Genomic DNA, 26,362 nt, shown 5'->3' with positions numbered 1-26,362 from the left:
ACCGCCGCACGCAAGCGATAGGCTCCCAACCCATGACCGCCACCCCACAACTCGGCTCCTTCGTGCGCGAACTCTCGATCGCCGAGGTGATCGAGGAGACGGCCGACGCCAAGTCGATCGTCTTCGAGATCCCGGCCGGCGCGGAGGACGATTTCCGATACACCCCCGGCCAGTTCCTCACCCTGCGGATCCCCAGCGACCGGACCGGGTCCGTGGCGCGGTGCTACTCCCTCTCCAGTTCCCCCACCGAGGACTCCCGTCTCAAGGTGACCGTCAAACGCACCGTGGACGGCTATGGATCCAACTGGCTGTGTGACAACGCCGAGGTCGGCATGTCCATGCACGTCCTGGCACCGTCGGGCATCTTCACGCCCAAGAATCTCGACCAGGACTTCATCCTCCTGGCCGCCGGCTCCGGAATCACCCCGGTGATGTCGATCCTCAAGTCGGCGCTCTCCCAGGGCACCGGGCACATCGTCATGGTCTACGCCAACCGCGACGAGAAATCCGTGATCTTCAAGGACGAACTGCAGACCCTGCAGCGGGAGAACCCCGACCGGCTCACCGTCCTGCACTGGCTCGAATCGGTGTCGGGCATCCCCTCCCCCGAGATGATCGGGAATCTGCTCCACCCGGTGGCCACCAAGCGCCAGTCGTACATCTGCGGCCCGGCACCGTTCATGGAGACCGTCAAGGACGGCCTCCGCCGCGCGGGTGCCGACATGCACCTCATCCACACCGAGGCCTTCTCCTCGATCGAGGGCGACCCGTTCGCCGAGATCGTGATCGACGACTCGCCTGGCGATGACGGCGCCGGGCCGGCCACGGCGATCGTCGAACTCGACGACGAGACCCACGAGGTCTCGTGGCCCCGCAACACCCCGCTGCTCGACGTCCTGCTGTCGAAGGGGATCAAGGCTCCGTTCTCCTGTCGCAAGGGCGAGTGCTCCGCCTGCGCCTGCGTCCTGAAGTCCGGCGAGGTCGAAATGATCCACAACGGCATCCTCGACCCGGAGGAGGTCGAGGAAGGGTACGTGCTGAGTTGCCAGCTCCTGCCCAAGACCGATCGTGTCGAGGTGTCGTACTCCGAGTGACACACTCCAGGATGTGAACCACCCCCTCGTCACCTTCACCTCCCGCTACGGCTCCACTCGTCGCTACGCGGACGCACTCGCCGAGAAGCTCGGCACTCGCGCCGTGGAACTCGACTCGCCGGGGCACGCAGCCGCCGCCGACCCGTTGATCGTCCTGGCTCCCCAGTACGTCGCGACCATCCTCGGGCGGCGGCGCATCATCCGGGCTATCCGATCGGCTCCGGGCCCCACGGCGCTCGTCGTCGTCGCCCTCTCCCCCGCCGACGACCCCGGGCGCGGCACCCTCGCGCAGAAGCTCGTCACGGCCACCGGCCGCGCGGTCACGGTCTTCCAGTTGCGCGGAGACCTGGACCCGGACCGGCTGCGGTGGTCGGACCGGGTGCTCATGGCCGCGCTGCGCAGAGAATTGCGCAAGACCCCGGACGAACCGATGGCCCGGCTGCTGCTGCCACGGGAGCGAGTGGAGCTGGTCGACGAGTCCACGCTGGGGCCCGTGATCACGTGGGCGATGCGGCCGCCGTCGACCCCGGACTGACCGCCGGTCAGCCCCGCATCGCTCCGACCCCCACGATCACAGGGCCACCACCATGCCGAGACCGACGGCCAGGGCGACAGGGACCAGCAGTCCACCCAGGGCCGCGGCGAACCTCCCGCCTCCCAGACCGCCGGCCAGAACGAGCTTCACGCCGAGGTTCGTCAGGAGCCCTACACCGACGGCCAGTGCGGCCGCGCTCACCGACACGGCGCCGGCCGACGCGGCCGACGCAGCCGCGATCGCGGCGGCGTGCGCATCAGCGAGCCCACCGATCGCGGAGACCACGATCAGGCCCGCGCCGCCGAACTCGTGTGAGGCCACCCGGGTGGCCATCAGGAGCAGGGCGAGGATCACGGCCAATCCGACCGCGGCCCATAGGGACATCGGTCGGCCGTAGTCCCGCGCGGGGCCGTCCGGATCCGAGGCTCCCACCGTCGCGACACCCCGCCGTCCGGCGCGCAGGAGCAGCGCCACCTCCAGGACGAGAACGGCGATCCCCGCCACCGCCCCGGCGAGGACGATCCGGGCGGTGTCGCTGTCGATGAACCACGTGACGACCACCGCCTGCACCAACGTGGAGACGTTCACCACCACTGCGGCGCCGAGCGCGTCCCGGCGGGCTGCGACGTCGCCGCGCCCCGCCCTGGCCGCGATGGCCGTGGACGCCGTGCCGGACACGAAGCCCCCCGCCAGCGAGGTGACGAACAGACCCCACTTCCGGCCGAGGAGACGGGCGGCCACGTACCCGGCCCAGCCGATCCCGGTGAGGAAGACCACGAGGATCCAGATGGTGCGTGGATTGAGTGAATCGTACGGGCCGAACGCCCTGTCCGGCATGAGCGGGAGCACGAGGAACGCCACGACGAGCAGGGTGATGGCGTCAGTGACGTCCCGGTCGTCCAGGGCGTGACGCGCGAAGTCATGCAGCCGGTGCTTGGCGGCCAAGAGCATCACCACCACCACCGCCAGGGCCACCGCGAGTGCGGGATCGGCCACCGAGAGCGCCCCGAGCAGGGTGGTGACGATCGCCGCCGCCATCGTCGTGATCCCCACATCGTCGGCACCGTCATCCACCCTCGCGGGTGCTGTGACGCGCCAGTACCAGGCGAGGATCGCCGCCCCGGACACCGACAGGGCGACCGCGAGACCGACGGGCCCCAGGAGGGCCCCGATCGCACCCGCGAGGGCGAACAGTGGGAACGTCCGCGCCCCTATCCGACGGGACCGGTGCTCAGGACTGCGTTCCCGCTCGATCCCGATCGCGAGACCGAGTGCCGCCGCTGTGAGCAGCGGCAGCACTTCGTCCACGACCATGACATGAGCCTAGGCGTTCGCCTGCTCCTTCTGGATCTCCAAGGCGATGTCGATGAGTTGGTCCTCCTGACCGCCCACCAGGCGGCGCTCGCCGGCGCGGATGAGGATCTCCGACGACGGCACGCCGTAGCGGTTCGCGTGTCCCTCGGCGTGCTTGAGGAATGACGAATAACAGCCCGCGTAGCCGAGCATGAGCGCGGACCGGTCGACCACGCACTCCGTGGGCATGAGCGGTCGCACCACGTCCTCTGCGGCATCGGCGATCTTGAAGAAGTCCACGCCGGTGGTGATCCCGAGCTTGTCGCACACGCCGACCAGCGCCTCGACCGGGGTGTTCCCGGCACCGGCGCCGAAGCGGCGGGTGGAGCCATCGATCTGCTGAGCCCCGGCCCGGATGGCCATGATCGAGTTTCCTACGCCCACATCCAGGTTCTCGTGGCCGTGGAATCCGACCTGGGCGTCGTCGCCGAGTTCGGCGACCAGCGCGGCGACCCGGTCGGATACCTGGTCCATGACGAGCGCGCCCGCCGAGTCGACGATGTAGACGCACTGGCATCCCGCGTCCGCCATGATGCGGGCCTGCTTGGCGAGCACCTCCGGCGGCTGGGTGTGGCTCATCATGAGGAACCCGACGGTCTCGAGGCCGAGCTCGCGGGCGTAACCGAAGTGCTGGATCGAGACGTCGGCCTCGGTGCAGTGCGTGGCCACCCGGCAGATCGACCCACCGTTGTCGCGTGCGGCGAGGATGTCGTCCTTGATCCCCAGTCCCGGCAGGGTGAGGAATGCGATCTTGGCCTGCGTGGCGGTCTCGGCGGCGACCTTGATGAGGTCCTGGTCGTAGGACTTGGCGAAGCCGTAGTTGAATGAGGCACCGCCGAGCCCGTCACCGTGGGTGACCTCGATGACGGGGACCCCGGCGCCGTCGAGCGCGGTGACGACGTCGCGGACGTCGTCGACCGAGAACTGGTGGCGCTTGTGGTGAGAGCCGTCGCGCAGCGACGAGTCGGTGATCCGGATGTCGAGTTCCGAGCTGTAGGCACGGGCGTCCGCGTTGTACGGGTTGGTCCTGTCCATGGTCCTCACACTCCGGGCGTCGTGGTGGCGGGCTCGGTCCTGGCGAGCCTGGTCCTGGCGATGTCCTCGCCGACCTTCGTGGCGGCGGCGGTCATGATGTCGAGGTTGCCGGCGTACGGCGGGAGGAAGTCCCCGGCGCCTTCGACCTCGACGAAGATGGCGACCCGCGCCATCCCGCCGGTGATCTCGGTGGGCGGGTCGAACTGTGGCTCCTGGAGCAGCCGGTATCCGGGGACGTACTCCTGGATCTCCTTCTCGCGCTTGCGGATGGCGGTGGTGATGAGGTCCTGGTCCGCGTCCTCGGGGATCGCGCAGAAGATGGTGTCGCGCATGATCATCGGCGGTTCGGCCGGGTTGAGGATGATGATCGCCTTGCCCCGCTTGGCGCCCCCGACCTTCTCGATGGCCAGCTTGGTGGTCTCGGTGAACTCGTCGATGTTCGCCCGGGTGCCCGGCCCCGCCGATTCGGAGGAGACGGAGGCGACGATCTCGGCGTACTCCACCGGGACGATCGAGGAGACAGCGTGGACCATCGGGATGGTGGCCTGGCCACCGCAGGTGACCATGTTGTGATTGGGCGCCTCGACGTGCTCGTGCAGGTTCGCGGGTGGGATGACCATGGGGCCCACCGCGGCGGGGGTGAGGTCGACGGCGATGATGCCCGCGGCTTCGTAACGGGGGGCGTAGGCCTTGTGGACGTAGGCGCTGGTCGCCTCGAACAGCAGGTCCGGCTTCTCGCCCCCCGCCTCGATCGAGTCGAGCAGTTCGTCGGCCCCACCCGACATGCACGTCAAACCGTGGTCGGCAGCACGCTTCATCCCCTCGGACTCCGCGTCGATACCGATCATCCACTTGGGCTCGATGAACTCGCTGCGCTCGAGCTTGTACATGAGGTCGGTACCGATGTTTCCCGATCCCACTATCGCCGCGGTGAGCTTGGTCTTCGCTGTCATGCCGTCAGTCTCTCGGTGCCGACCGGCCACCACAATCAAGCGTGCCGTTCAGCGGAACACGCGAGAGTGGCGGGTGCACGGTGACCCTGTCAGGCGGGGTGGGGGCGGTGGGTGCCGGGTGGGTTGGTGAGGTGGCCGTCGTCGGTGATGAGGCGGTCGAGGTGGTGGCGCCATCGGTGGTCGAGGATCCGGTCTCGGGCCTGTGCCAGGGGGCCGTGTGGGGTGGTGCGGTGTTCGTGTCCGGTTTCGGTGATGATGGTCAGTTCGCCCAGGGGTCCGGGCCGGTAGGCGCAGTGGCCGAAGGTCTTCTCGCGGTGATGCGTGCGGCACAGGCAGATCAGGTTCCATTCGGCGGTGGGTCCGCCGAGTTCGGGACGCTGGTGGTCGAAGGCGATGACGTGGTCGATGTCGCAGTCGTGGGCGTCGACCGTGCACCCGGGGTGGCGGCAGGTGCCGTCGCGTAGCCGGATCCGTTCGGCCAGGGCGGGAGTGATGAAGTACTTGAGCACCGCGTCGGGCAGGTCGAGCACTCCGGGTTGGGGGTCGATCAGTTCGAATCGCACGGTGGCGTCGCCGCTGCAGAGTAGTTCCTCGCACAGCCAGTCGAAGCTGGCGTAGGCGCCGGTGACGAACTGCACGCGGTTGGGCAGGCCCTGGGCGATGCTGTCGATGACCGAGATCCGCACTGGTTGCTCGGTGCCCCAGGACGCCCCGAGCCGCGGCCCGCCCGCACCGGCAGCATCGTCGGCGGCGCTGTCGGCGGCGCTGTCGGCGGTGTCTTCGGCATGGCGTACGGGGGTGCAGATGTCGTCGGTGTTGGGGTCCCCGAGGGCGCACAGGGCGTCGGCGCGCAGTTGGTTGCGTGTGCGGGGATGGCCGGCCTGCCAGGCGGTGCGGGCGGCGGCCTCGATGCGGCGGCGCAGTTTCTCGGCGTCGCTGCTGGGCAGGTGGGCCCACATGCTGGTCATGCCGTTGCGGCCGGGGCGAAACCGGACGGTGCGCTGTTCGGCGGCGTCGGCCACGGCGTGTTCGGCGGCCCGGGGGTCGCGGCGTTGGCGGGCGGCGTCGACCGCGGTGTCCAGGGCGGTGCGGCTGGGTCGGTGGCCCCCGTCCAGGTCCCGGGCCAGGGCGCCGACGACCTCCGATTCCACTGCCGCGATCATCTGGTCGGGGATCTCGGCCAGCCGGCAGGCGGTGTCGATGGCCAGCTGTTCGGGCAGCAGGCCCCGGTCGACGGCCTTGCGCAGCAGGGGCAGGCGGGTGTGGATCTGGGTGCCGGCGGTGACCAGGCGCGCGGCGTGCCAGCAGGTCAGGGACATCGCCGCGGCCAGGTGGTCACGGGCCCGGTCGGCCGGGTCCAGGCGGGCGAACGCCGGCCGCGGGCTCGCCCCGTCATCGTGCGCCGCCTCATCCAGCCGCGCCATCGCCTCGACGAGGTGATGGGCGGCCCGCAACCGGGTCGCCGCCGCGAGGTTCTGCGCCAGCGTCGCCGACCGCGCCACCTCACTGAGCGCCTCGGCGCCCAGCGTGTCCAGGGCCTCCGGCACGGCGCGCAGCGCCCCGAACGCCGCCGAGCTCGTCGTCGTGACCATCGGAACACCCCGCCTTCGTCGCCACCCCTGAATCGAACGTCTATTCGATGATAACCGGGAGCGCCTATTCGCGCAAGTGTTCGATGTCATCGAACCGCCCTGACGGTGCTCCGCGCTACACTCGCCGCATGAACGAACCGCCCGTATCGCCCGTCGACCGCGCCTTCGACGTGCTACGGGTGACGGCCGCGGGCACAGGCTTGACGCTGAGCGAGATCTCCCGCGAGGCCGGCCTGGCCAAGTCCACGACCCTCCGACTCCTGACCGCGCTCGAACGGAACGACGCGGTGACCCGGATCGGGCAGCGCTACCGGTTGGGACCGCTGGTGCACGAGCTGGACCCGATACCCTCCTCCCCGGCGTACGAACGAACCCGCCGGGTCCTGACCCCGTTCCTCGCGCACCTCTTCGAGGCGACGCGGGCGACGGTGCACCTGGCCACGCTGCACGGCGACGAGGTGGTGTACCTCAACAAACTGCACGGTCCGCGACCGATCCCGTCCCCGTCCCGGATCGGCGGAGGGCTGCCGGCCTATTGCACCGGCGTGGGCAAAGCGATGTTGGCGTTCGATGACGCGGCCGCCGAGCGGGTCGCCCGGGGCCCGCTGGTCGCATGGACCGACACCACCCTCACCTCGCCGGATGCGCTCGCGGTGGAGTTGGCGGAGATCCGGCGCCGCCGGCGGGCGGTGGATCGCGCCGAGCTCACGCCCGGCCTCTACTGTGTGGCCGCACCGGTGTTCGACGACGACGGCGCCAGCGGCAACCGTGCGGTGGCCGCGCTGTCCGCGAGCGCGGCAGACAGATCGGCACTCGCGCGACTGGAACCGTTGGTGACCAGGGTCGCAGCAGCCGCCAGCCGCGCGATGTCGACGGCCGGGAACGAGTAACGTGTCCGCAGCTTCAGCTGAACTCCATGGTGACCTCGCCCAGACCCGCGAACTCGGCGCGGAAGGAATCGCCCGGAGCGGCGTCCATCGCCCGGATCGCGGTGCCGGGCAGGATCACGTCGCCCTTGCGAAGGCGCACGCCGAACTTGGCGACCGTCGAGGCCAGCCACCCCACCGAGTTGAGCGGGTTACCCAGCACCGCGTCGGAGCGACCGGAAGCGAGGAACTCACCGTTCTTGTAGAGGGTCGCATCGATCGCTGCGACGTCGAGGTCCGCCAGCCTCACCCGCTGTGAACCGACGACGTACCCACACGACGAGGCGTTGTCCGCGATCGTGTCAGGCAGGCTGATCTTCCAGTCGCGGATGCGGGAGTCGATCAGCTCGATCGACGGCACGACCCACTCGATCGCGGCAGCGGCCTCCTCCTGTGAGCACCCCTCCGGAGGGATGTCGGCACCGAGGATGAACCCCACCTCGACCTCCACGCGCGGGAAGCAGAACCGCGCGGCCTCGACCGGCTCGCCCTCCGGATACTCCATCGTGTCGAGGAGATGGCCGTAGTCCGGTTCGTCGACGCCCATCATCTCCTGCATGGCCTTGGAGGCCAGACCCACCTTGTGGCCGGTGACGACCGCGCCGGCCTCCAGCTTTCGACGGATGTTGACGAGCTGGATCTCGAAGGCGTCGTCCGGGGTCATCCCGGGATGGTCGGCGGTGAGCGGCGCGATGGGCGCCACGTCGGCCTCGGCATCCCAGAGTCGCTGTGCGAGTGTGGCGCGGGTCTCCTCGGTGAGCATGACGGGGATGCTACCTCGATCGTCTGGCGCTCGAGCCCCCGGTTCTATAACGTGTTCTACATGGCAGACCAGGAGTTCGACGTCGTCGTCGTCGGTAGCGGTGGAGCAGGCATGACGGCCGCCCTCGCAGCAGCGAAGAAGGGCCTCAGCGTGGTCCTCGTGGAGAAGGCGCCTCACTACGGTGGCTCCACCGCCCGGTCCGGAGGCGGCGTGTGGATCCCGGGGAACTCCGTCCTCAGGCGGGACGGGGTCCAGGACACCCCGGAGGCCGCCCGCACCTATCTGCGCTCGATCATCGGCGACGTCGTGGCCCCGGAGAGGATCGACGCGTACGTCGACCGCGGCCCCGAGGTCCTCGACTTCGTCCTCGCCAACTCCCCCCTCGAGCTGGAGTGGGTGGTGGACTACTCCGACTACTACCCCGAGGCGCCGGGGGGACGACTCGGTGGCAGGTCCGTCGAGCCCAGGCCGTTCGACCTCCGCCGGCTGGGCTCCGAGGCGTCGAGGCTCGAGCCCCCCTACGCCAAGGCCCCGGCGAACATGGTGGTCAAGCAGTCGGACTACCGCTGGCTCAACCTGCTCCAACGCCCCACCACCAAGGGCTTCCGACGCTCCGTCCGCGTGACGATGCGCATGCTGGTGGCCAAGGCCCGCGGCGCCAACATGGTGGGCATGGGCCGCGCCCTCATCGGCGCCCTGCGCAAGGGCCTCCTCGACGCCGGCGTCCCGGTGTGGCTCGACACCCCGATGACCGGACTGGTCACCGAGGGCAGTGGCCTGGAGGAGCGGGTCGTGGGCATCACCGTGACCCGCGGCGGGGAGGAGCAGACCCTCCGCGCCCGTCGGGGCGTGATCATCGGCTCGGGAGGGTTCGAGCACAACCAGGAGATGCGGGACAAGTACCAGCGTCAGCCCATCCCCACCTCCTGGACGGTCGGCGCCGCCGGCAACACCGGCGAGGGCATCGAGTTCATGGAGAAGGTGGGTGCGGAGCTGGCCCTCATGGAGGACGCCTGGTGGGGTCCCACGATCCTGCTCCCCCGCGGCCCGTGGTTCGCGCTCGCCGAGCGGTCCCTGCCCTGCTCGTTCCTCGTCAACTCACGCGGCGAGCGGTTCATGAACGAGTCGCTGCCGTACGTCGAGGCCGGCCACCGGATGTACGGCGGCGAGTACGGTCAGGCCCCGGCCGGCCAGGAGGGGGCCGAGGGCGAGAACGTCCCGGCCTGGCTCATCTTCGACCAGGAGTACAAGAACCGGTACCTCTTCGCCGGACTACAGGCGAAACAACCGCTGCCGAAGAAGTGGCTCGAGACGGAGAACTTCCACAAAGCGGACACCCTCGCCGAACTCGCCGGCCTGATCGGGGTCCCGGCCGACGCCCTGGAACGGACGGCCACGCGGTTCAACGGCTTCGCCGAGAAGGGCGTCGACGAGGACTTCCAGCGCGGGGTCTCGGGGTACGACCACTACTACGGCGACCCCACCAACAAGCCCAACCCGAGCCTCGGGCCCGTCCGCAAGGCCCCGTTCTTCGCCGTCAAGATGGTGCCCGGGGACCTCGGGACCAAGGGCGGCGCGACCACCGATGTCCACGGCCGGGTGCTCCGGTCGGACGGCTCCGTGATCGAGGGGCTCTACGCGGCCGGAAACGCGTCGTCGCCGGTCATGGGGCACACCTACGCCGGGCCCGGGGCGACCATCGGTCCCGCGATGGTGTTCGGTTACCTCGCGGTCGAGCACATTCTGGCCGGCGCCACAGCCGACTCCACCGCCGCCGCCCCCACCACCATCGACAAGACGGGAGTCTGACCGTGCCGATCGACCTCTCGACGGCCCTGGGAGCCGAACTCCCCTCGCAGGAGTTCTCCTGGACCGCCTCCGACGTGGCGCTGTACGCGCTCGGAGTCGGTGCCGCCGGTGACCCCATGGACACGGCCGGGCTGCGGTACGTGGACGACACGAACCCGAAGGTGCTGCCGTCGTTCGCCACCGTCGCGGCCACGATGAACGTCACCGAGGCGCCGAGGGTGTCCTTCCCCGGGGTGGAGATCGACCTGGCGAAGGTCGTCCACGGAAGCCAAGCGGTCCGCCTGCACCGGCCCATCCCCGCTGCCGGCACCGCCGTCACCACGACCAGGATCGCCGAGATCCAGGACAAGGGCTCGGCGGCCGTGATCATCCAGGAGTCCGAGACCGTCTCCGCCGACGGTGAGAAGCTGTGGACCTCGCGGTCCGGGATCTTCGCGCGCGGGGAGGGCGGATTCGGGGGCGAGCGAGGAACCTCGGAGAAGGTCGAGTACCCCGAGCGGGAGGCCGACCACACCATCGAGGTCGCGAGCCTGCCCCAGCAGGCGCTGCTCTACCGCCTCTGCGGCGACCGCAACCCGCTGCACTCGGATCCGGCGTTCGCCGAGGCGGCCGGGTTCCCGAGGCCGATCCTCCACGGCCTGTGCTCCTACGGGATGGTGTTGCGTGCTGTCGTGGACCACGTCCTGGAGGGGGACGTCGAGCGGGTCAGCGGCTACGGCGTGACGTTCGGCGGCATCTTCTTCCCGGGCGAGACCATGCGCATCCGGGTGTGGGAGGACGCCTCGCGCCTGCTCGTCGCGGCCACGGTGGCCGATCGCGACGACGCTCCCGTCCTCAAGAACGTGGTGGTCGACCTCGCCTGACCACGACCCGGTCAGCAGAGATCGCGGAACCGCTCCACCAACCGGATCCGACCGGCGGCGTCCATCGCCATCGGGACGACCGTGAGGGTCGTGGCCCCGGCCTCACGGAACGCCCCGACCCGCTCGGCCACGTACGACTCGGGGCCGATCAGTGAGACCGACCGGACCAGCTCGTCCGGCACCGCCGCGGCGGCCTCGTCCTTCTTGCCGTCCAGGTACAGGTCCTGGATGCGGGCGGCCTCGGCCTCGTAGCCGTAGCGGCACGCGAGTTCGTTGTAGAAGTTCTTGCCCCGGGCGCCCATCCCACCGATGTAGAGGGCCAGGTGCGGCCGCACGAAATCGAGGTAACCCGGCACCTCGCTCTCCTCGCAGATCGCCAGCGGCGGCCCGGCGTAGACCTCGAGGTCACCGAGCGAGGGATCACGCTTCGCACGTCCCTTGGCCAGCGGGTCGCCCCACGCGAGGTGTGCCTTCTCGGGGTGGAAGAACAGCGGCTGCCACCCGTCGGCGATCTCGGCGGCCAGCTCGACGTTCTTCGGTCCGAGCGCCGCCAGCACGATCGGGATGGACTCCCGCACCGGGTGGTTGATGAGCTTGAGCGGCTTGCCCAGGCCGGTGCCCTGGTCTGCGGGCAGCGGGATCTGGTACTTGGCCCCGTCGTGCACGACCTTCTCCCGGCGCCACACCTTGCGGCAGATCTCGATGACCTCGCGCGTCCGGGCGAGCGGGGCGTCGTAACGCACGCCGTGGAATCCCTCGACGACCTGCGGACCCGAGGCACCGAGGCCCAGGGTGAAGCGGCCGTCGGAGACGAAGTCCAGGCCGGCGGCGGTCATGGCGGTCAGGGTGGGCGTGCGCGTGTAGATCTGCAGGATTCCCGAGGCCAGTTCCATGGTCGAGGTCTTGGCCGCGAGGTAGCCGAGCTGGCTCACCGCGTCGAACGAGTAGGCCTCGGGCACGAACGCGATGTCCAGCCCCGCCCGCTCGAGGTCGGCGGCCTCCGCGGCCGTCTCGGCGAACCCGCCGCTGTAGTTGAGAGCCATTCCGATGCGCATGGGCGCAACGCTACCGGGGGGTCGCGTCGCCGCGGATCACGGCGTCCACCTCTCCCCCGGCCCGCACGAACACCCCCACGCGTCGACGCAGCGGGGAATCGGTGCGCTCATACCCCAGAAACCGCATCCCCGCCTCGGTGGCGACGGCCAGGACGGTGGACTCCGGCAGATCGACGTCCGAGGTGGGGACCACGACGAGGTCGGCGGACCCCAACATCCGCGACAGCCGCCGGCGTCGCGCCTGGTCGTCCCCTCGGCGTCGCAGCGCCCGGCGTCCGGCCACCGCTGCGAGGGCCACCAGCCACGCGGCGATCGGCAGCAGCGCCACCAGGACCAGCGCCCATCCGACGCTCATCGCGGATCCGCCGAACCGGCGCCGTCCGACCGGACGAAGCGCATCGGATCCGACCACGGCCCGCGTCTCGCGAGCTCCCCCGGGACGCCGACCGGCTCCAGCCCCCTGCTCCGGGCCGCGGCGAGGATGACCGTCCTGGGCAGTCGTACCTCCCACGGGCGGACGACCACCTCGTCGTCGCCGCCGTCCAACAGCGCCGCGAGCGCGCGCGCCCGGCGGCCGTGCCGCCCGCGGTACGACCGCGCGGGATCCACGCTCCTCAGGCCGCGGATGCGCTCCGTCGGGCCGGTTTTCCACATGCAACGGATCGTACTGGCCCGTAGGCTCGCCCCCATGTCTCCGATGTCGCGCCACCGGGCTGACCAACTTCATGCCGACCCACACCAGGCCGACCCGCACCCGTCCGATCCCCGGCACCCCGATCCCCGGCACGCGGAGCCCGAGCTCACCGACGACGGGCACGTGGTCGAGCCCAGCGCCGACAGCTACCGGCACGCGGCCGAGCTCGAGATCGATCGAGACTGGTACAAGTCCGCGGTCTTCTACGAGGTCCTGGTCAGGGCGTTCAACGACTCGGACGGCAACGGCACCGGAGACCTGCGCGGGCTCACGGAGAAGCTCGACTACCTCGAGTGGCTCGGGGTGGACTGTTTGTGGCTGCCGCCGTTCTACGACTCGCCGCTGCGCGACGGCGGATACGACATCCGCGATTTCCGCGCCGTGTTGCCCGAGTTCGGCACCGTCGAGGACTTCGTCGAATTCCTCGACCAGGCCCACCAGCGGGGCATCCGGGTGATCACCGACCTGGTGATGAACCACACCTCCGACACCCACGCCTGGTTCACCGAGTCGCGCTCCGACCCCACCGGGCCGTACGGGGACTTCTACGTGTGGTCCGACGACGACACCCGGTACCCGGACGCCCGCATCATCTTCGTCGACACCGAGACGTCCAACTGGACCTACGACCCGGTGCGGGGGCAGTTCTACTGGCACCGCTTCTTCTCCCACCAGCCCGACCTCAACTACGACAATCCCGAGGTCCAGGACGCGATGATCGACGTCCTGCGCTTCTGGCTGGACCTGGGGATCGACGGGTTCCGACTGGACGCCGTGCCGTACCTCTTCGAGCGCGACGGCACCAACTGCGAGAACCTGCCGGAGACCCACGAGTTCCTCCGCAGGTGCCGGGCGGTGGTGGACGAGGAGTACCCCGGGCGGGTCCTGCTGGCCGAGGCCAACCAGTGGCCCGAGGACGTGGTCGAGTACTTCGGCGAGCCCGAGGTGGGCGACGAGTGCCACATGGCCTTCCACTTCCCGCTGATGCCGCGGATCTTCATGGCGGTGCGGCGCCAGTCCCGGTTCCCGGTCACCGAGATCCTCGCGCACACCCCCGACATCCCCTCCTCGGCGCAGTGGGGCATCTTCCTGCGCAACCACGACGAGCTGACGCTCGAGATGGTCACGGACGAGGAACGCGACTACATGTACGCCGAGTACGCCAAGGACCCACGGATGAAGGCCAACATCGGCATCCGGCGGCGCCTGGCCCCGCTCCTCGATGGCGACCACAACCAGTTGGAACTGTTCTCGGCGCTGCTGCTCAGCCTGCCCGGGTCGCCGGTGCTCTACTACGGCGACGAGATCGGGATGGGCGACAACATCTGGCTCGGCGACCGTGACGCCGTCCGCACACCCATGCAGTGGAGCCCCGACCGCAACGCCGGCTTCTCCCGCTGCGACCCGGGCCGGCTGTACCTTCCGGTGATCATGGACCCGCAGTACGGGTACCAGGGGGTCAACGTGGAGGCGCAGCTCAACTCCACCGCCAGCCTGCTGCACTGGACGCGTCGCATGATCCACGTGCGCAAGAGCCACCCCGCGTTCGGACGCGGTGAGTTCGTCGACCTGGGTGGGTCCAACCCGAGCATCCTGGCCTACCTCCGGACGATGGGGTCCCCCGAGGAGGACCCGCAGGCGGACGTGATCCTGTGCGTCAACAACCTCTCGCGGTTCCCGCAGGCCGTGCGTCTGGACCTGTCCGAGTTCGCCGGCCGCCGACCCACCGAGCTCACCGGCGGCGTCCCGTTCCCCGAGATCGACGCCGACCCGTATCAGCTCACCCTCCCCGGGTACGGCTTCTACTGGCTGGAACTGCGCAGTCCCACCGAGACACCGGCATGAGAGGCACGCCATGAGCATCCCCCCGGTCGACGACGACACCATGGTCACCCTGCTGACCGACTGGCTTCCCGCGCAGCGGTGGTTCGCGGGCAAGGGCAGGCGCCTGTCCGCGGTGCGGATCGCCCGGCGCGCGGTCCTGCTGGACCACGAGGACGTCCTGGTGGAGCACCTGCTGGTGGACGTGGAGGTGGACGGCCGACCGCAGCGCTACCAGGTCCCGCTGGCCACCGCGGAGTCCCTGCCCGACGACCGCCGGACGCTCCCCCTGACCCCGGAGGGCGCCTCACCGGTCGTCTACGACGGACTGCGCGACCCGCGCGGGACCGAGTCACTCGTGACCCACCTGGCCGCGCAGGACCTCGTGGGGGGTCTGCGATTCCGCCTGGTGGAGGGCGCCCCGGCCCCTGAGCCCGTCCGCGGGAGGCTGCTCGAGGGCGAACAGTCCAACTCGTCCCTGGTGTTCGGCGACGATCTCATGGTCAAGGTGTTCCGACTGGTCCAACCCGGCCTGAACCCCGACGTGGAGCTCCACGCCGCGCTGGCTGACCGGCAGTGCCCGGCCGTCGCGTCGCTGCGGGGCTGGGTGGAACTCGACGACGACGAGGCCGACGGGGGCGGGGCCGACGGGGGCGGGGCCGCCGGGGGCGGGGCCGCCGCCGGTCCCACCACCCTGGCCATGGCCCAGGAGTTCCTCGCGGGCGCCGCCGACGGCTGGGCGATGGCCACGGCGAGCGTGCGCGACCTGTTCGCAGAGGCCGACCTGCTGGCGGACGAGGTGGGGACCGACTTCGCCGACGAGTCCCGGCGGATGGGGGCGGCTGTGGCACAGGTCCACGACGACCTCGCGGCCGCGACCGGCACCAGCAGCCGGGACGGCGCCGAGATCGTGGCGGGCATGCGGGCGCGGCTCGACGGGGCGGTGGCCGAGGTGCCCGAACTCGCCGGGTTCGCCGACGCCGCGCGAGCCGTCTTCGAGGAGCTCGCGGGGTCCGGGCCGGTGCCGGTCCACCGCGTCCACGGTGACCTGCACCTGGGCCAGACCCTCCGGGCCCCGGACCGCTGGATCATCATCGACTTCGAGGGGGAACCGTCCGCCCCGCTGGCCGAGCGCCGGGTGCCGGACTCCCCCGCCCGCGACGTGGCCGGGATCCTGCGCAGCCTCGACTACGCCGCCCAGCACACGCTGGTGGGGGTCGACGACCGGCAGTTGCGGTTCCGGGCACGCGAGTGGCGGGATCGCAACGTCGACGCGTTCTGCGCCGGGTACGCCGAGGTCAGCGACTCCGACCCGCGCGAGACCGGCGCGCTCCTCCGGGCGTACACCTTGGACAAGGCCGTCTACGAGGTGGTGTACGAGTCGCGCAACCGGCCCAGCTGGATGGGGGTCCCGCTGGGCGCGGTCGAGCGGATCCTCGCGACGGACTAGCGCTTCTCGTCAGCTCACGGGCAGCTGGTCCTTGGCCCACTTGTAGTCGGCCTTGCCCGCGGGCGACCGGCGGATCTCGGGCACGTCGACGATCACCTTGGGGACCTTGTAGTTCGCCAGGGACTGCCGCAGGAACTCCGACAGCTCGTCCTGCCCGACCGACTGCCCCTCGCGGAACGAGACCACGGCGGCGACCTTCTGCCCGTAGCGCGGGTCCGGCGCCCCGGCGACCAGCGCGTCGTGTACGGCCGGGTGGGCCTTGATCGCCTGCTCGACCTCCTCCGGGAAGACCTTCTCCCCGCCGGTGTTGATGCATCCCGACCCGCGGCCGAGGAACACGATCGTGCCGTCCTCGCGGATCTGGCCCATGTCCCCCAGTATCGAGACGCGTCGACCGTCGACCACGGGGAAGGTCTTGGCGGTCTTCTCCGGGTCGTTCCAGTAGCCGACGGGCAGGTGACCGCGGCGGACGATGTAGCCGACCTCGTCCGAGCCCGGCGCGATGGGCCGGAAGTCCTCGTCGACCACGCCGAGCTTCGGGCTGGCCGGGATGGTCATCTCACCGGATTCGTTCATCCCCAGCTCGCCGTCGTTACCGGCCTCGGAGGCACCGAAGTTGTCGCGGATGATGATGTTGGGCAGCACCTCGAGCACCCGCTCGCGACTGGACTTGGACCAGATGCCGCCGCCGGAGGCCATCATGAACAGCGTGCTGAAGTCCATGGTCTCGGTGGCCTTGACCAGCTCGTCCGTCAGCGGCACCGCCATGCCGTCGCCCACGAACATGAGGATGTGGGCCTTGTGCTCCGCCGTGGCCCGGACGATCTCCGCGGCGTCGAACTCCCGGAACATGATGAGGTGGCCGCCCAGATTGACGAAGGTCAGCAGTGTGAACAGGCCCGCCCCGTGCATGAGTGGCGCGGAGATGACCACCTTCAACCCCCCGTCGGGCGAGATGTTCTCGGCCACCTCGGCGGGGCTGTGCCGCTTGTCGCCGTAAGGGTTCCCGCCCGACAGGCACGCGTAGAAGTAGTCCGACATGTGCCACTGCACGCCCTTGGGGAAGCCGGTGGTGCCACCGGTGTAGACGATCCAGTGGTCGTCGCCACGGACGGGCTCGAAGTCCCGCTCCGCCGACTGCGCCGGCCATTCGGTGTCCCCGTCGACAACGGTGAGGCCCTTGGCGGCGCACGCCGAGGCCAGGACCTCCGGGACACCGCCGAACACGATGACCGTGCGGACGGTCTCGAGGTCCGGGATCGCGGCGGCCATGGTCTCGGCGAACTCGGCGTCGACCAGCACGGCGATCGACTTGGAGTCGTTGAACAGGTAGACCAGCTCCGGCGGGGTGTACCTGAAGTTGACGTTGATCCCGGCCACCCGGATCTTCATGCACCCGAGGATGGCCGCCATGTGTGCGGTGCTGTTCTTCATGTAGAGGGCGACGTGGCTGCGTGGCTCCGCACCGTGAGCACGCAGCAGGTGGCCCATCCGGTTGGCGAGTTCGTCGATCTGGCGATAGGAGTACTCGACACCGTCCATGGTCAGCAACGGGTTGTCCGGGATCGTGTCGACGACGGCCTCGAACACCGCGGCCTGGTTCATCTCCGGATTGGTGCCGGCGAGCGGATCGGTCGAGTGGTCAGCAGCTTCGGTCATGGCGGAATCCTTCGCGAGGTCAGTCAAAATGTGGCTGTCCTCACATTGTGACCTGAACTTGTTCTCATGTCCAGACGGCACCCTGATCAGGCCAGACCCTCAATTAGTAGAACGGGTTCTAGCTATACTTCGCTCCGCGAACGCGGTTTCTCGTGACCCCGCGCCCGTGAGCGCCTACATTTTGGACATGAGTTCACGGCGGTCCCCGCACAGCGGCGCGCCCTACGACGGGGGCCTGATGCTGCCCCGCGCCACGCGGACGGGGACGGTCCCGGTGGACGGTCGCCGATCCGCCGCCCCGGAGGCGGACCGACCGTCGGGCCGCACGCCGACGCTGACGGGCCCCGGCGAGCAGGGGACCCTCCGCTCCCGCGGACTCGCCGGCGGCCTGAGGATGTTCGTCCGCCCCGCCCTGGACAAGATGCCGGCTACCGACGCGTCCCTCGGTCGACTTCGCGCGCTGACCTCCGGAGCCGGCCGGGCGGCCGCTCTCGAGACCACCAACGACTGGTCCTCGGACGGTCCCGTGCCCGGGTTGTGGGTGGGTCGCAAGCGGTTCTTCCACTCGGACAAGGTGATCTTCCATATCCACGGCGGTGGCTTCACCTTCGGATCCCCTTGGTCGCACAAGGCCCTCGCCTCGCGGATGGCCAGCGAGACCGGCGTGCCGGTCTTCCTGCCCGACTACCGGCTCGCGCCCGAGCACCCGCACCCCGCGGCCACCGAGGACACCCTCGCGGGCTGGGAGTGGCTGCTGAGCATGGGCTTCCGGGCGCAGGACATCGTGGTGGCCGGGGATTCCGCCGGCGGCAACCTCGCCCTGCAACTCGTGGCCGCCCTCGGCGCGGAGAAGGCCGCGATGCCGGCGGGGGTCGTCCTGCTCTCACCGTGGGTGGATCTGGACTTCACGGACATGACCGCCCGCGACCGCACCCGCAAGGACCCGTTCCTCGCCCTCGGCCTGGCCGAGCTGTGCCGACGCCAGTACGCCCCGGGGGTGGACCCGGACGATCCCGCCATCTCGCCGATCAATCACGTCCCGTCCCCGGACTGGCCGCCGTTCCTCATCCAGTGCGGGGGCGAGGAGATCTTCTGCGGGGGGATCGAGAAGCTCGCCGAGCGGTTCGCCGAACACGGGGTCCGGCACGAGTTCCAGCTCTGGCCCCACCAGTTCCACGTGTTCCAGGTGTTCCACCCCCTCGTCCCCGAGGCCAAGCTCGCGGTGCGCGACATCGGGTCGTTCATCCGCGGGTGCCTGCGCGGCTGAGCCCCGAGGTCGGGCCGTCGGTCGGCCCCGCGGTCAGCCGCACCGCCATACCGTCGGTCAGACCGTGAGCACCAGGCCCGACGTCGGCACCCCGGTGCCCGCGGTGACGACCAGCTTCTCCGCACCCGGCACCTGGTTCACCGAGTCGCCCCGCAGCTGACGCACGCCCTCCGCGATGCCGTTCATGCCGTGGATGTAGGCCTCGCCGAGCTGCCCGCCGTGGGTGTTGAGCGGCAGCCGCCCGCCCACCTCGAGCGCGCCCGGTTCACGGACGAAGTCCTTGGCCTCTCCTCGGCCGCAGAAGCCGAGCTCCTCGAGCTGCATGAGGACGTACGGCGTGAAGTGGTCGTACAGCACCGCCATGTCCATGTCCTGCGGACGGAGTCCGGACTGGGACCACAGCTGATCGCCGACGATCCCCATCTCCGGCAGCCCGGCGAGCTCCGGGCGGTAGTACGAGGTCATGATGTATTGATCGGGCCCCGAACCCGAGGCGGCCGCCGCGATCGACACCGGCCGGTGCGGCAGGTCCCGGGCGCGTTCGGGGGTGGTCACGACGATCGCCTGGCCGCCGTCGGACTCCTGGCAGCAGTCCAACAGGTGCAGTGGCTCGGCGATGTAGCGCGAGCTCTGGTGATCCGCGAGCGTGATCGGCTTGTCGTAGAAGAACGCGTTCGGGTTGACGGCCGCGTGCGTGCGGTCCACCACCGCGATCCGGCCGAAGTCCTCGCTCGTGGCCCCGTAGTCGTGCATGTACCGCCGGGCGACCATCGCCACGAACCCGGCCGGGGTCGACAGCCCGTGCGGGTAGGAGAACGCGTTGTCCGTCCCGGACGAGTTGACCTGCTGCACCAGGGCCGAGTTGACCTGGCCGAACCGCATCCCCGACCGTTCGTTGAACGCGCGGTAGCAGACCACCACCTCGGCCACCCCGGTCGCCACGGCCATCGCGGCCTGCTGCACCGTGGCGCACGCCGCGCCGCCGCCGTAGTGGATCCGGGAGAAGAAGTTCAGGCTGCCGATGCCGGCGGCCCGCGCCACCGCGATCTCCGTGTTGGTGTCCATCGTGAAGGACACCAGGCCGTCCACGTCCGACGGCTGCAGTCCCGCGTCCGCCACGGCCGCGCGCACGGCCTCGGCGGCCAGACGCAGCTCGGAGCGGCCCGAGTCCTTGGAGAAGTCGGTGGCACCGATGCCGACGATCGCGGCCCGGTTGGCGAGTGACTCGGCCGCGAGGGTGCTCACTGTGGATCTCCGTTCATGTAGAGGGTCGCCGTCGAGGTGACGTGCGCGCCCAACGAGTCCGTGCCGACGATCTTCAGAGTGACCAGCCCGTCGGCGTCGACCCCGGTGACCTCACCGGCCAGGGTGAGCGTGTCGTACGCGTACCAGGGCACTCCGAGGCGCAGCCTGATCGACGTGATCCGGGCGCGCTGACCCGCCCAGTCGGTGACGAACCGCTGCACCAGACCCGTGTCCGTGAGGATGTTGACGAAGATGTCCTCGGAGCCCTTGGCGTGAGCGAGGTCGCGGTCGTGGTGCACGTCCTGGAAATCCCGGGTCGCCAGAGCGGAGGCCACGATGAACGTCGGGGTGCCCTCGACGGTCAACTCGGGCAGTCGGTCCCCCACCGCCACCGCGGGCGGCTCGGCCGGGCAGATCACTCGATCACTCACTTCGACTCCTCCCGCTCGGTGCTCGCGTGCTCGGTGGCCTGGCGGTCGGCGACCGGCCGCCAGGCGTACAGGGTCCACGGCTCGGTCCCGAAGGCGGCGTCCTCGCCGGGGTCGCCCGGCATGTCGAGGAACTCGACCTCGACCGGCATCCCGATCGTCACCTCGGCCGGGTCCACCTCGCGCAACTCACCGAGCATCCGCACCCCCTCCTCCAGCTCCACGAGGGCGATGACGAACGGGAACCGGGTGCGTCCCGGGACGCGTGGGGCGTGGTGGGTGACGAAGCTGTACACGGTGCCGCGACCGGAGGCCACGACGTAGTCGGTCTGCTCGGACCTGTCCTTCCACAGCGCCGGGACGGGCGGGTGCTGCAGCGAGCCGTCCTCGAGTGTCTGGATGCGCAGTTCGTGGGCGCGGACGCCGTCCCAGAAGAAGCGCGTGTCCTGCGAGACGGACGGGCGCATGACCTTTCCCACCACCAGGTCGTCCGTAGGGGCCCCGGAGCTCGAGACGATGCCGGCGGACTCGGCGGCGGGCTTGGCGGCGGGCTTGGTAGCCGGCTCAGCCTGACGGGCGGCGGGGCGGAACTTGAGGATCCGGAAGTCCATCTCCGCCACGAGCTCGTCGCCGACCCGCCAGTAGTTGCGGGTGGTGAAGAACCAGCCCTCCCCCAGGCCCGTGGTCTTGGGTCCCACGACGTCGGTGAGCACCGAGGAGATGGTGACCTCCTCGCCGGGGCGGATGTACCGGTGGTAGGTCGAGTCGCAGTTGGTGGCCACCACCGAGGTGAAGCCCTCGGCGTCGAGGATGTCGGTCATCCGCCCCAGCGGGTCGTCGGCCTCCCGAGCCTTCCCCAGACCACGCATGGTCCACACCTGCGCCATCGCCGGCGGGGCCACGAGGCCACCGTGGCCGGCCGCCCCCGCCGCGGCCTCGTCGGTGTAGATCGGGTTGACGTCACCGATCGCCTCGGTCCAGTTGCGGATCATCGGCAGATTGACGGGATCGCGGCCCGTCCTGGGGGCGCTGCCCCCGGACCGGCGCACCTCGTCGGCGGCGGCGAGGATGCGGTCCGCCTGCTCGTCACTCATGGATGTCCTTCTCGTTAGGTCGTGGACGTGGCCGGATCGGGCCGCCGTCAGCGGGCGGTGCGGGGCATGCCGAGGCCGCCCATGCAGGTCAGTTCGCGCATGACCTCGTTGACGCCTCCCCCGAAGGTGATCACGACGTTGCGCTTGTTCATCATGTCGAACCACCGCTGGAGCTTCGCGGTGTCGGGATCGGTGGGGTCGCCGAAGCGGCCGAGTAGTTCTTCGATGATCCGACCGGCGTGTTGGATCCTCTCGGTGGAGAACACCTTGGACGCGGCCGAGTCGCCCATCGACGGGTTCTCCCCGGCGGACGAGACCTGCCAGTTGAGCAGTTCATTGAGCCGGACGAACGCGAAGATCTCGGCGAGCCCGCGACGGACCTCCGGCCGGTCCAGGTGCCGGACCCCGTCGGCCCCGGTGCCGCGGGCCCAGCCGACCAGTTCGTCGTAGTACCCGCCCGGTCGGCCGGACGGCGCCAGCATCACGCGCTCGTGGTTGAGCTGGGTGGTGAGCATCTTCCATCCACCGTCGACCTCGCCGACGACCATGTCCGCCGGGACGCGCACGTCCGAGTAGTAGGTGGCGTTGACGTGGTGGGCGCCGTCGCAGGTGATGATCGGGGTGTACGAGAACCCTGGGTCGGTGGTGTCGACGATGAAGATGGTCAGACCGCGGTGCCGGGAGTCCGGGGCCCCGGTGCGGGCGGCCAGCCAGATGTAGTCGGCGTGATGGCCGCCGGTGGTCCACATCTTCTGCCCGTTGATGATCCAGTCGCCGGTCGCCTCGTCGCGCCTGGCGGTGGTCCGCAGCGCGGCGAGGTCGGTACCGGCGTCGGGCTCGGAGTAGCCGATGGCGAAGTGGATCGAGCCGTCGAGGATGCCGGGGAGGAACTTCTCCTTCTGCGCCTCGGTACCGTATTTCTGCAGGGTCGGGCCCACGGTCTGCAGCGTGACCGACGGCAACGGCACGTCGGCGCGGGTGGCCTCGTTGGTGAAGATCAACTGCTCGATGTGGCCGAAACCCTTACCGCCGAACTCGGTGGGCCACCCCACGCCCAGCCACCCGTCCCGGCCCATCCGCTCGATGATCTTCGCGTAGGTGTCGCCGTGGCGGGTGGTGGCGATGTCCGCCGCCTCCTCGGGCGAGATGAGCGTGGAGAAGTACTCACGGAGCTCGGCCTGGAGGGCTCGCTGGTCTGAGGTGAGGTCGATGAATGTGCCGTCCGGCGCCGCTCCGGCGTCGGCGTCGGTCGAGGCGGGTGTCACGTGCTCGACGGGGTCGGACGCCACCGCCGACGCGAGGTCGTCCAAGTGGTACTGCGCGCCGCCGACGAAGCGGGCCAGGTCCTTGACCGCCGACGAGTACCGGAACATGGGGTAGGTGATGTCCACCCCGACCCCGCCGTGCAGGTGGTGCAGCATCTGCACCGCTCGCGGCCCCTCGGTGGCCAGCCAGTAGGCACCGATCGCGGGATCGGTGGCGTAGCGGTCCGCCGGGCCGGTGAGCCCCTCCGAGACCCGCCAGGTCACCGACTGTGAGATCACGTGCAGCGTGCGCGAGATGATGTAGACGTCGGCCAGCTCCTGCTGGACCGCCTGGAACGAGCCGAGCGGCTTGCCGAACTGCACACGCTGCTTGAGGTAGTCGGCGGTCATGTCCAACGCGCCGGAGACCAGGCCGTCACCGTGGGCGATGCACGCCGCCAGGACGAGCCGTCGGAACTCGTCGAGGACCGATCCGTCCCCCGGGCCGCGGAGCACGTCGTCGTCGTCGACCGGTGTCGCCTCGAACCGCATCGCGTACTCCGGCACGCCGAGCGACCCGAGGGTCGGGGTCAGGGTGACCCCGGGGGCGTCGGGGGCGACGACGACGAGGGCGGCGGTTCCCTCAGCCGTGGACACCGGCACCAGGACGGATCGGGCCTGGGCGGCGTAGCGGACCGCGGTGACGGTGCCGGTGATCGTCCCGCCGTCGAGGCGCACGGTGGGTTCGAGCGGGAGCGGGCTCCCGGGCTCGGCGAGGGCGGCGGTGAGGATGCGGCCGTCCTCGACACCCTCGAGCAGCGCCTTCTGCTGGTCCGCGGTGCCGAGGGCGACGATCGGCATGACGCCGAAGCCGAGGGTCTCGAGCGCGGGGATCACCACGCCGGACCGTCCGACCTCCTCGAGGACCACGGCGATGTCGGCCACCGAGAGGTCGTCACCGCCGAGCGCGGCGGGCAGGCCCAGCGAGAGCAACCCCGACCCCGCGAACGCGGACCACAGCCGCTCGTCGTAGCCGGCGTCGGAGACTCCACGGCTGGGCAGCGCGGTGAGCAGCTCGTCTGCCGGGGCGGCCGTGGTCAGTGCGCCGGCCACGGCCTCGGCGACGGCGGCCTGGGTCTCGGTACGGGTGAAATCCACGTCAGATCAGTCCTTAGTCGAGAGGGGTTCAGGCACGGGTCGGTCAGTCCCTGGGCAGGCCGAGGATGCGTTCCCCGACCACGTTGAGCAGCACCTGCTCCGTGCCGCCGGCGATCGACAGGCAGCGGACCATGAGGAACTTGCGCCCCTGCTCGGTGAACTCGACCCCGCCGGTACCGGTGAGCTCGAGCCCGAACTCGGCGATGTCCTGGCGGTGGCGCACGCCCACGATCTTGCGGACGGAGGACTCGGCGCCCGGGCCGGAACCGGAGAGGCTCCGCAGCGCGGTGCGCAGGTCGAGCAGGCTCCCCACCACCCCGTCGGCGACGTGCCTGCCGAGCTCGTCCAGGACCAGGGCGTCGTCCTGGGCCCCCGCCGCGCGGATGAGTCCGATGATCTCCTCGGCGGCCTCGCCGAGCGAGGAGCCGCCGCCCATCGCCACACGCTCGTTGGCCAGGGTCGTCCGCGCGATCTTCCAGCCGTCGTTCACCTGTCCGACCTGGAACTCGTCGGGGACGAACAGGTCCTCGAGGTAGACCTCGTTGAACAGCGCCTCACCGGTGATCTCACGCAGTGGCCTGGTCCGGATGCCCTCGGATCTCATGTCCACGAGGAAGTAGGTGATGCCCTTGTGCTTGGGGGCGTCGGGATCCGTGCGGGCCAGGCACATGGCCCAGTCGGCCTCGCGCGCCAGGGAGGTCCACACCTTCTGGCCGTTGATCCGCCACCCGCCGTCGACCTTCTCGGCGGTCGCGCGCAGCGCCGCGAGATCGGAGCCGGCGCCGGGCTCGGAGAACAGCTGACACCACCTGATCTCGCCGGCCATGGTGCCGCGGACCAGCCGGTCGGCGTGCTCGGGTGCGGCCTGCAGGATGGTCGGCACGGCCCAGCCGCCGATGGTGATGTTGTGGCGGCTCACGCCCGCGGCCTCGAGCTCCTCGTCGATCAGGAGCTGTTCGGCGGGCGAGGCCCCCAGGCCCCACGGCTCGGGCAGGTGCGGCATGAACAGTCCGGTGTCCGCCAGGGCCCGCTTGCGCTCGTCACCGGAGACCGCCGCGACCGTCGCCACCAGGGCCCTGATCTCCTCGCGACGGGATTCCAGACCCTCGACCTCCGACAGGTCGATCTCGAGGTGTCGCCGAGCGCCGGCCAGGGTGAGCTCGGCCAGCGAGCGCCGCCAGCGGGCCGCGCCGCCGATCGCCTGGCGCAGCGCGCCCGCCCGTCGCATGTAGAAGTGTGCGTCGTGCTCGAAGGTGAAGCCGATTCCGCCGAGGATCTGGATGCAGTCCTGCGAGTTGCGTACGGCGTTGTCGAAGGCCAGGGCCCCGGCCACCGCGGCCGCGACGGGCAGCTCCGAGTCCGGGGCGAGCAGGTCCTCGGCGGCCGCGGCGGCGTCCCATGCCGCGGCACGGATCTGCTCGGTGCGGCAGAGCATGTCGGCCGCCAGGTGCTTGATCGACTGGAACGAGCCGATGGTGCGGCCGAACTGCTCGCGGATCTTGGCGTACTCGACCGCGGTGGTGAGCGTGTAGTCGGCGACCCCGGCGACTTCTGCGGCGGCGAGGGTCACGAACAGCTGGTGGACATGGTCCGTGGTGATTCCGTCGAGGATGCGGTCGTCCGGTATCCGCACGTCCTGCAGGGACACGTGACCGATGGAAGCCGACAGGTCGTAAGGGGTCGCGGCGCTCACGGTGAGCCCCTCGGTGTCCCCGTCGAGAAGCGCCCACCGGGTCTGTCCGTCGACCTCAACCGCCAGGAGGATGCCGCCGCCCGTGGTCCCGCCGTAGGCGACACCCGGATCACCCGTCACCGTGGTCGAGCCCGCGGTGGTGGTGTCCCCAGTGGTCGAGCCCGCAAGGGTCGCCGCGCCGTGGCCCAGGCAGACGCCCACCGGCAGCCCGCCGTCGGCGATGGTCTCACCGAGGGCGGAGGCGACCGCGCCCCCGGCGCGCGAGACCAGCACGCCCGCGACGGCGGTCGACAGGATCGGGCCGGGGGCCATCCGGGCCGTGGCCTCCTCGAGCATGCAGGCCAGGTCGATGATCTCGGCCCCGGCCCCGCCGTACTCCTCGGCGACGGCGACGCCGAAGATCCCCAGTTCGGCCAACTGGGCCCAAAGTGCCTTCCACGCGTCCGGGTCGGTCTCCTGTGCGCGTACTGTGTCCACGGGATCGACGGACTTGGCCCAGGACCTGATCGAGTTCTGGATCTCGATCTGATCCGGGGTGGTGGCGATGCTCACGGTGGCTCCTCGTCGCGACGGGGTTCGAACCGGCGCGGGTCCGAGGACCGGCGCTCTCCCCCATAATAGAACGTGTTCT

22 protein-coding genes and 1 pseudogene are annotated in these 26,362 nt (G+C 70.2%); 8 read left to right on the top strand and 15 right to left on the bottom strand.

Annotated features, from left to right (window positions below):
* The first annotated feature begins 32 nt into the window (after nt 1-32).
* Together CT688_RS03165 and CT688_RS03160 are read left to right on the top strand one after the other, a co-directional pair.
* The gene (locus CT688_RS03165) at nt 33-1,094 is read left to right on the top strand and encodes a ferredoxin--NADP reductase (RefSeq protein ID WP_107755733.1); all 1,062 of its coding nucleotides are present in this window, start codon (nt 33-35) and stop codon (nt 1,092-1,094) included.
* A gap of 13 nt (nt 1,095-1,107) precedes the next feature.
* Entirely contained in the window at nt 1,108-1,629 is a 522-nt protein-coding gene (locus CT688_RS03160; protein ID WP_107755732.1) for a flavodoxin domain-containing protein, read from the top strand.
* Between the two features lie 36 nt (nt 1,630-1,665).
* On the opposite strand, the gene CT688_RS03155 is transcribed toward CT688_RS03160, so the two are convergent.
* From CT688_RS03155 to CT688_RS03140, 4 genes are all read right to left on the bottom strand, one after another.
* Nucleotides 1,666-2,943, bottom strand: a complete 1,278-nt coding sequence (locus CT688_RS03155; protein ID WP_107755731.1) for a DUF4010 domain-containing protein — start codon at nt 2,941-2,943, stop codon at nt 1,666-1,668.
* 9 nt (nt 2,944-2,952) lie between these two features.
* Complete coding sequence (gene dmpG / locus CT688_RS03150) at nt 2,953-4,017, bottom strand: 4-hydroxy-2-oxovalerate aldolase (RefSeq protein WP_107757973.1); 1,065 nt, start codon at nt 4,015-4,017, stop codon at nt 2,953-2,955.
* Between the two features lie 5 nt (nt 4,018-4,022).
* Nucleotides 4,023-4,970, bottom strand: a complete 948-nt coding sequence (locus CT688_RS03145) for an acetaldehyde dehydrogenase (acetylating) (RefSeq protein ID WP_107755730.1) — start codon at nt 4,968-4,970, stop codon at nt 4,023-4,025.
* 89 nt (nt 4,971-5,059) lie between these two features.
* Nucleotides 5,060-6,562, bottom strand: a complete 1,503-nt coding sequence (locus CT688_RS03140; RefSeq protein ID WP_107755729.1) for an HNH endonuclease signature motif containing protein — start codon at nt 6,560-6,562, stop codon at nt 5,060-5,062.
* A gap of 128 nt (nt 6,563-6,690) precedes the next feature.
* On the opposite strand from CT688_RS03140, the gene CT688_RS03135 reads away from it, so the two are divergent.
* Complete coding sequence (locus tag CT688_RS03135) at nt 6,691-7,452, top strand: IclR family transcriptional regulator (RefSeq protein WP_107755728.1); 762 nt, start codon at nt 6,691-6,693, stop codon at nt 7,450-7,452.
* Between the two features lie 13 nt (nt 7,453-7,465).
* Here the strand turns inward: CT688_RS03135 and CT688_RS03130 are convergent, their stop codons facing one another.
* A complete protein-coding gene (locus CT688_RS03130) occupies nt 7,466-8,251 on the bottom strand; it encodes a 2-keto-4-pentenoate hydratase (protein WP_107755727.1) in 786 nt (261 codons plus the stop codon).
* Between the two features lie 60 nt (nt 8,252-8,311).
* Between CT688_RS03130 and kstD the strand changes: the two genes are divergently transcribed.
* Both kstD and CT688_RS03120 read left to right on the top strand, forming a co-directional pair.
* A complete protein-coding gene (kstD, locus tag CT688_RS03125; protein WP_231750475.1) occupies nt 8,312-10,060 on the top strand; it encodes a 3-oxosteroid 1-dehydrogenase in 1,749 nt (582 codons plus the stop codon).
* Between the two features lie 2 nt (nt 10,061-10,062).
* Nucleotides 10,063-10,923, top strand: coding sequence for a MaoC/PaaZ C-terminal domain-containing protein (locus CT688_RS03120; protein WP_107755725.1), 861 nt, complete (start codon nt 10,063-10,065; stop codon nt 10,921-10,923).
* A gap of 11 nt (nt 10,924-10,934) precedes the next feature.
* Here the strand turns inward: CT688_RS03120 and CT688_RS03115 are convergent, their stop codons facing one another.
* From CT688_RS03115 to CT688_RS03105, 3 genes are read right to left on the bottom strand one after another with little or no spacing between them, the layout of a single operon-like run.
* Nucleotides 10,935-11,978, bottom strand: coding sequence for an LLM class F420-dependent oxidoreductase (locus CT688_RS03115; protein ID WP_107755724.1), 1,044 nt, complete (start codon nt 11,976-11,978; stop codon nt 10,935-10,937).
* Between the two features lie 10 nt (nt 11,979-11,988).
* A complete protein-coding gene (locus tag CT688_RS03110; RefSeq protein WP_107755723.1) occupies nt 11,989-12,333 on the bottom strand; it encodes a hypothetical protein in 345 nt (114 codons plus the stop codon).
* The gene (locus CT688_RS03105; RefSeq protein WP_197431466.1) at nt 12,330-12,632 is read right to left on the bottom strand and encodes a hypothetical protein; all 303 of its coding nucleotides are present in this window, start codon (nt 12,630-12,632) and stop codon (nt 12,330-12,332) included. The genes CT688_RS03110 and CT688_RS03105 overlap by 4 nt, the downstream gene beginning before the upstream one ends.
* 43 nt (nt 12,633-12,675) lie before the next feature.
* On the opposite strand from CT688_RS03105, the gene treS reads away from it, so the two are divergent.
* Complete coding sequence (gene treS / locus CT688_RS03100) at nt 12,676-14,517, top strand: maltose alpha-D-glucosyltransferase (protein ID WP_228549585.1); 1,842 nt, start codon at nt 12,676-12,678, stop codon at nt 14,515-14,517.
* A 10-nt stretch (nt 14,518-14,527) separates the two neighbouring features.
* Complete coding sequence (locus CT688_RS03095; RefSeq protein WP_107755721.1) at nt 14,528-15,943, top strand: hypothetical protein; 1,416 nt, start codon at nt 14,528-14,530, stop codon at nt 15,941-15,943.
* A gap of 9 nt (nt 15,944-15,952) precedes the next feature.
* Here CT688_RS03095 and CT688_RS03090 read toward each other — a convergent pair whose 3' ends face one another.
* Nucleotides 15,953-17,602, bottom strand: coding sequence for an AMP-binding protein (locus CT688_RS03090; RefSeq protein ID WP_107755720.1), 1,650 nt, complete (start codon nt 17,600-17,602; stop codon nt 15,953-15,955).
* 187 nt (nt 17,603-17,789) lie between these two features.
* Here CT688_RS03090 and CT688_RS03085 point away from each other — a divergent pair, with 187 nt between their 5' ends.
* Entirely contained in the window at nt 17,790-18,869 is a 1,080-nt protein-coding gene (locus CT688_RS03085) for an alpha/beta hydrolase (RefSeq protein WP_107755719.1), read from the top strand.
* Nucleotides 18,870-18,926: 57 nt separating this feature from the next.
* Here CT688_RS03085 and CT688_RS03080 read toward each other — a convergent pair whose 3' ends face one another.
* From CT688_RS03080 to CT688_RS03060, 6 genes and pseudogenes are all read right to left on the bottom strand, one after another.
* Complete coding sequence (locus CT688_RS03080) at nt 18,927-20,114, bottom strand: lipid-transfer protein (protein WP_107755718.1); 1,188 nt, start codon at nt 20,112-20,114, stop codon at nt 18,927-18,929.
* Nucleotides 20,111-20,545: a MaoC family dehydratase gene (locus CT688_RS03075; RefSeq protein ID WP_107755717.1), complete on the bottom strand. Its 435-nt coding sequence runs from the start codon at nt 20,543-20,545 to the stop codon at nt 20,111-20,113. The genes CT688_RS03080 and CT688_RS03075 overlap by 4 nt, the downstream gene beginning before the upstream one ends.
* Nucleotides 20,542-21,636 (bottom strand): bifunctional MaoC family dehydratase N-terminal/OB-fold nucleic acid binding domain-containing protein, encoded by a 1,095-nt coding sequence (locus CT688_RS03070; protein ID WP_107755716.1) that lies wholly within the window; start codon nt 21,634-21,636, stop codon nt 20,542-20,544. The genes CT688_RS03075 and CT688_RS03070 overlap by 4 nt, the downstream gene beginning before the upstream one ends.
* Before the next feature lie 47 nt (nt 21,637-21,683).
* On the bottom strand, nt 21,684-22,901 hold the full coding sequence (locus CT688_RS18045; RefSeq protein WP_370446348.1) for an acyl-CoA dehydrogenase family protein: 1,218 nt from the start codon (nt 22,899-22,901) through the stop codon (nt 21,684-21,686).
* Nucleotides 22,902-22,940: 39 nt separating this feature from the next.
* Nucleotides 22,941-23,993 (bottom strand): annotated as a pseudogene (locus CT688_RS18040) (acyl-CoA dehydrogenase family protein); the annotation flags it as partial.
* An 88-nt stretch (nt 23,994-24,081) separates the two neighbouring features.
* On the bottom strand, nt 24,082-26,283 hold the full coding sequence (locus CT688_RS03060) for an acyl-CoA dehydrogenase (RefSeq protein ID WP_107755714.1): 2,202 nt from the start codon (nt 26,281-26,283) through the stop codon (nt 24,082-24,084).
* Nucleotides 26,284-26,362 lie beyond the last annotated feature (79 nt).

The sequence above is a fragment of the Dietzia sp. JS16-p6b genome (assembly GCF_003052165.1).
In the GTDB taxonomy this organism is placed as follows: domain Bacteria; phylum Actinomycetota; class Actinomycetes; order Mycobacteriales; family Mycobacteriaceae; genus Dietzia.
The sequence above is the reverse complement of the archived record's forward strand: the minus strand, read 5'-3'. Positions and strand labels throughout refer to the sequence as shown.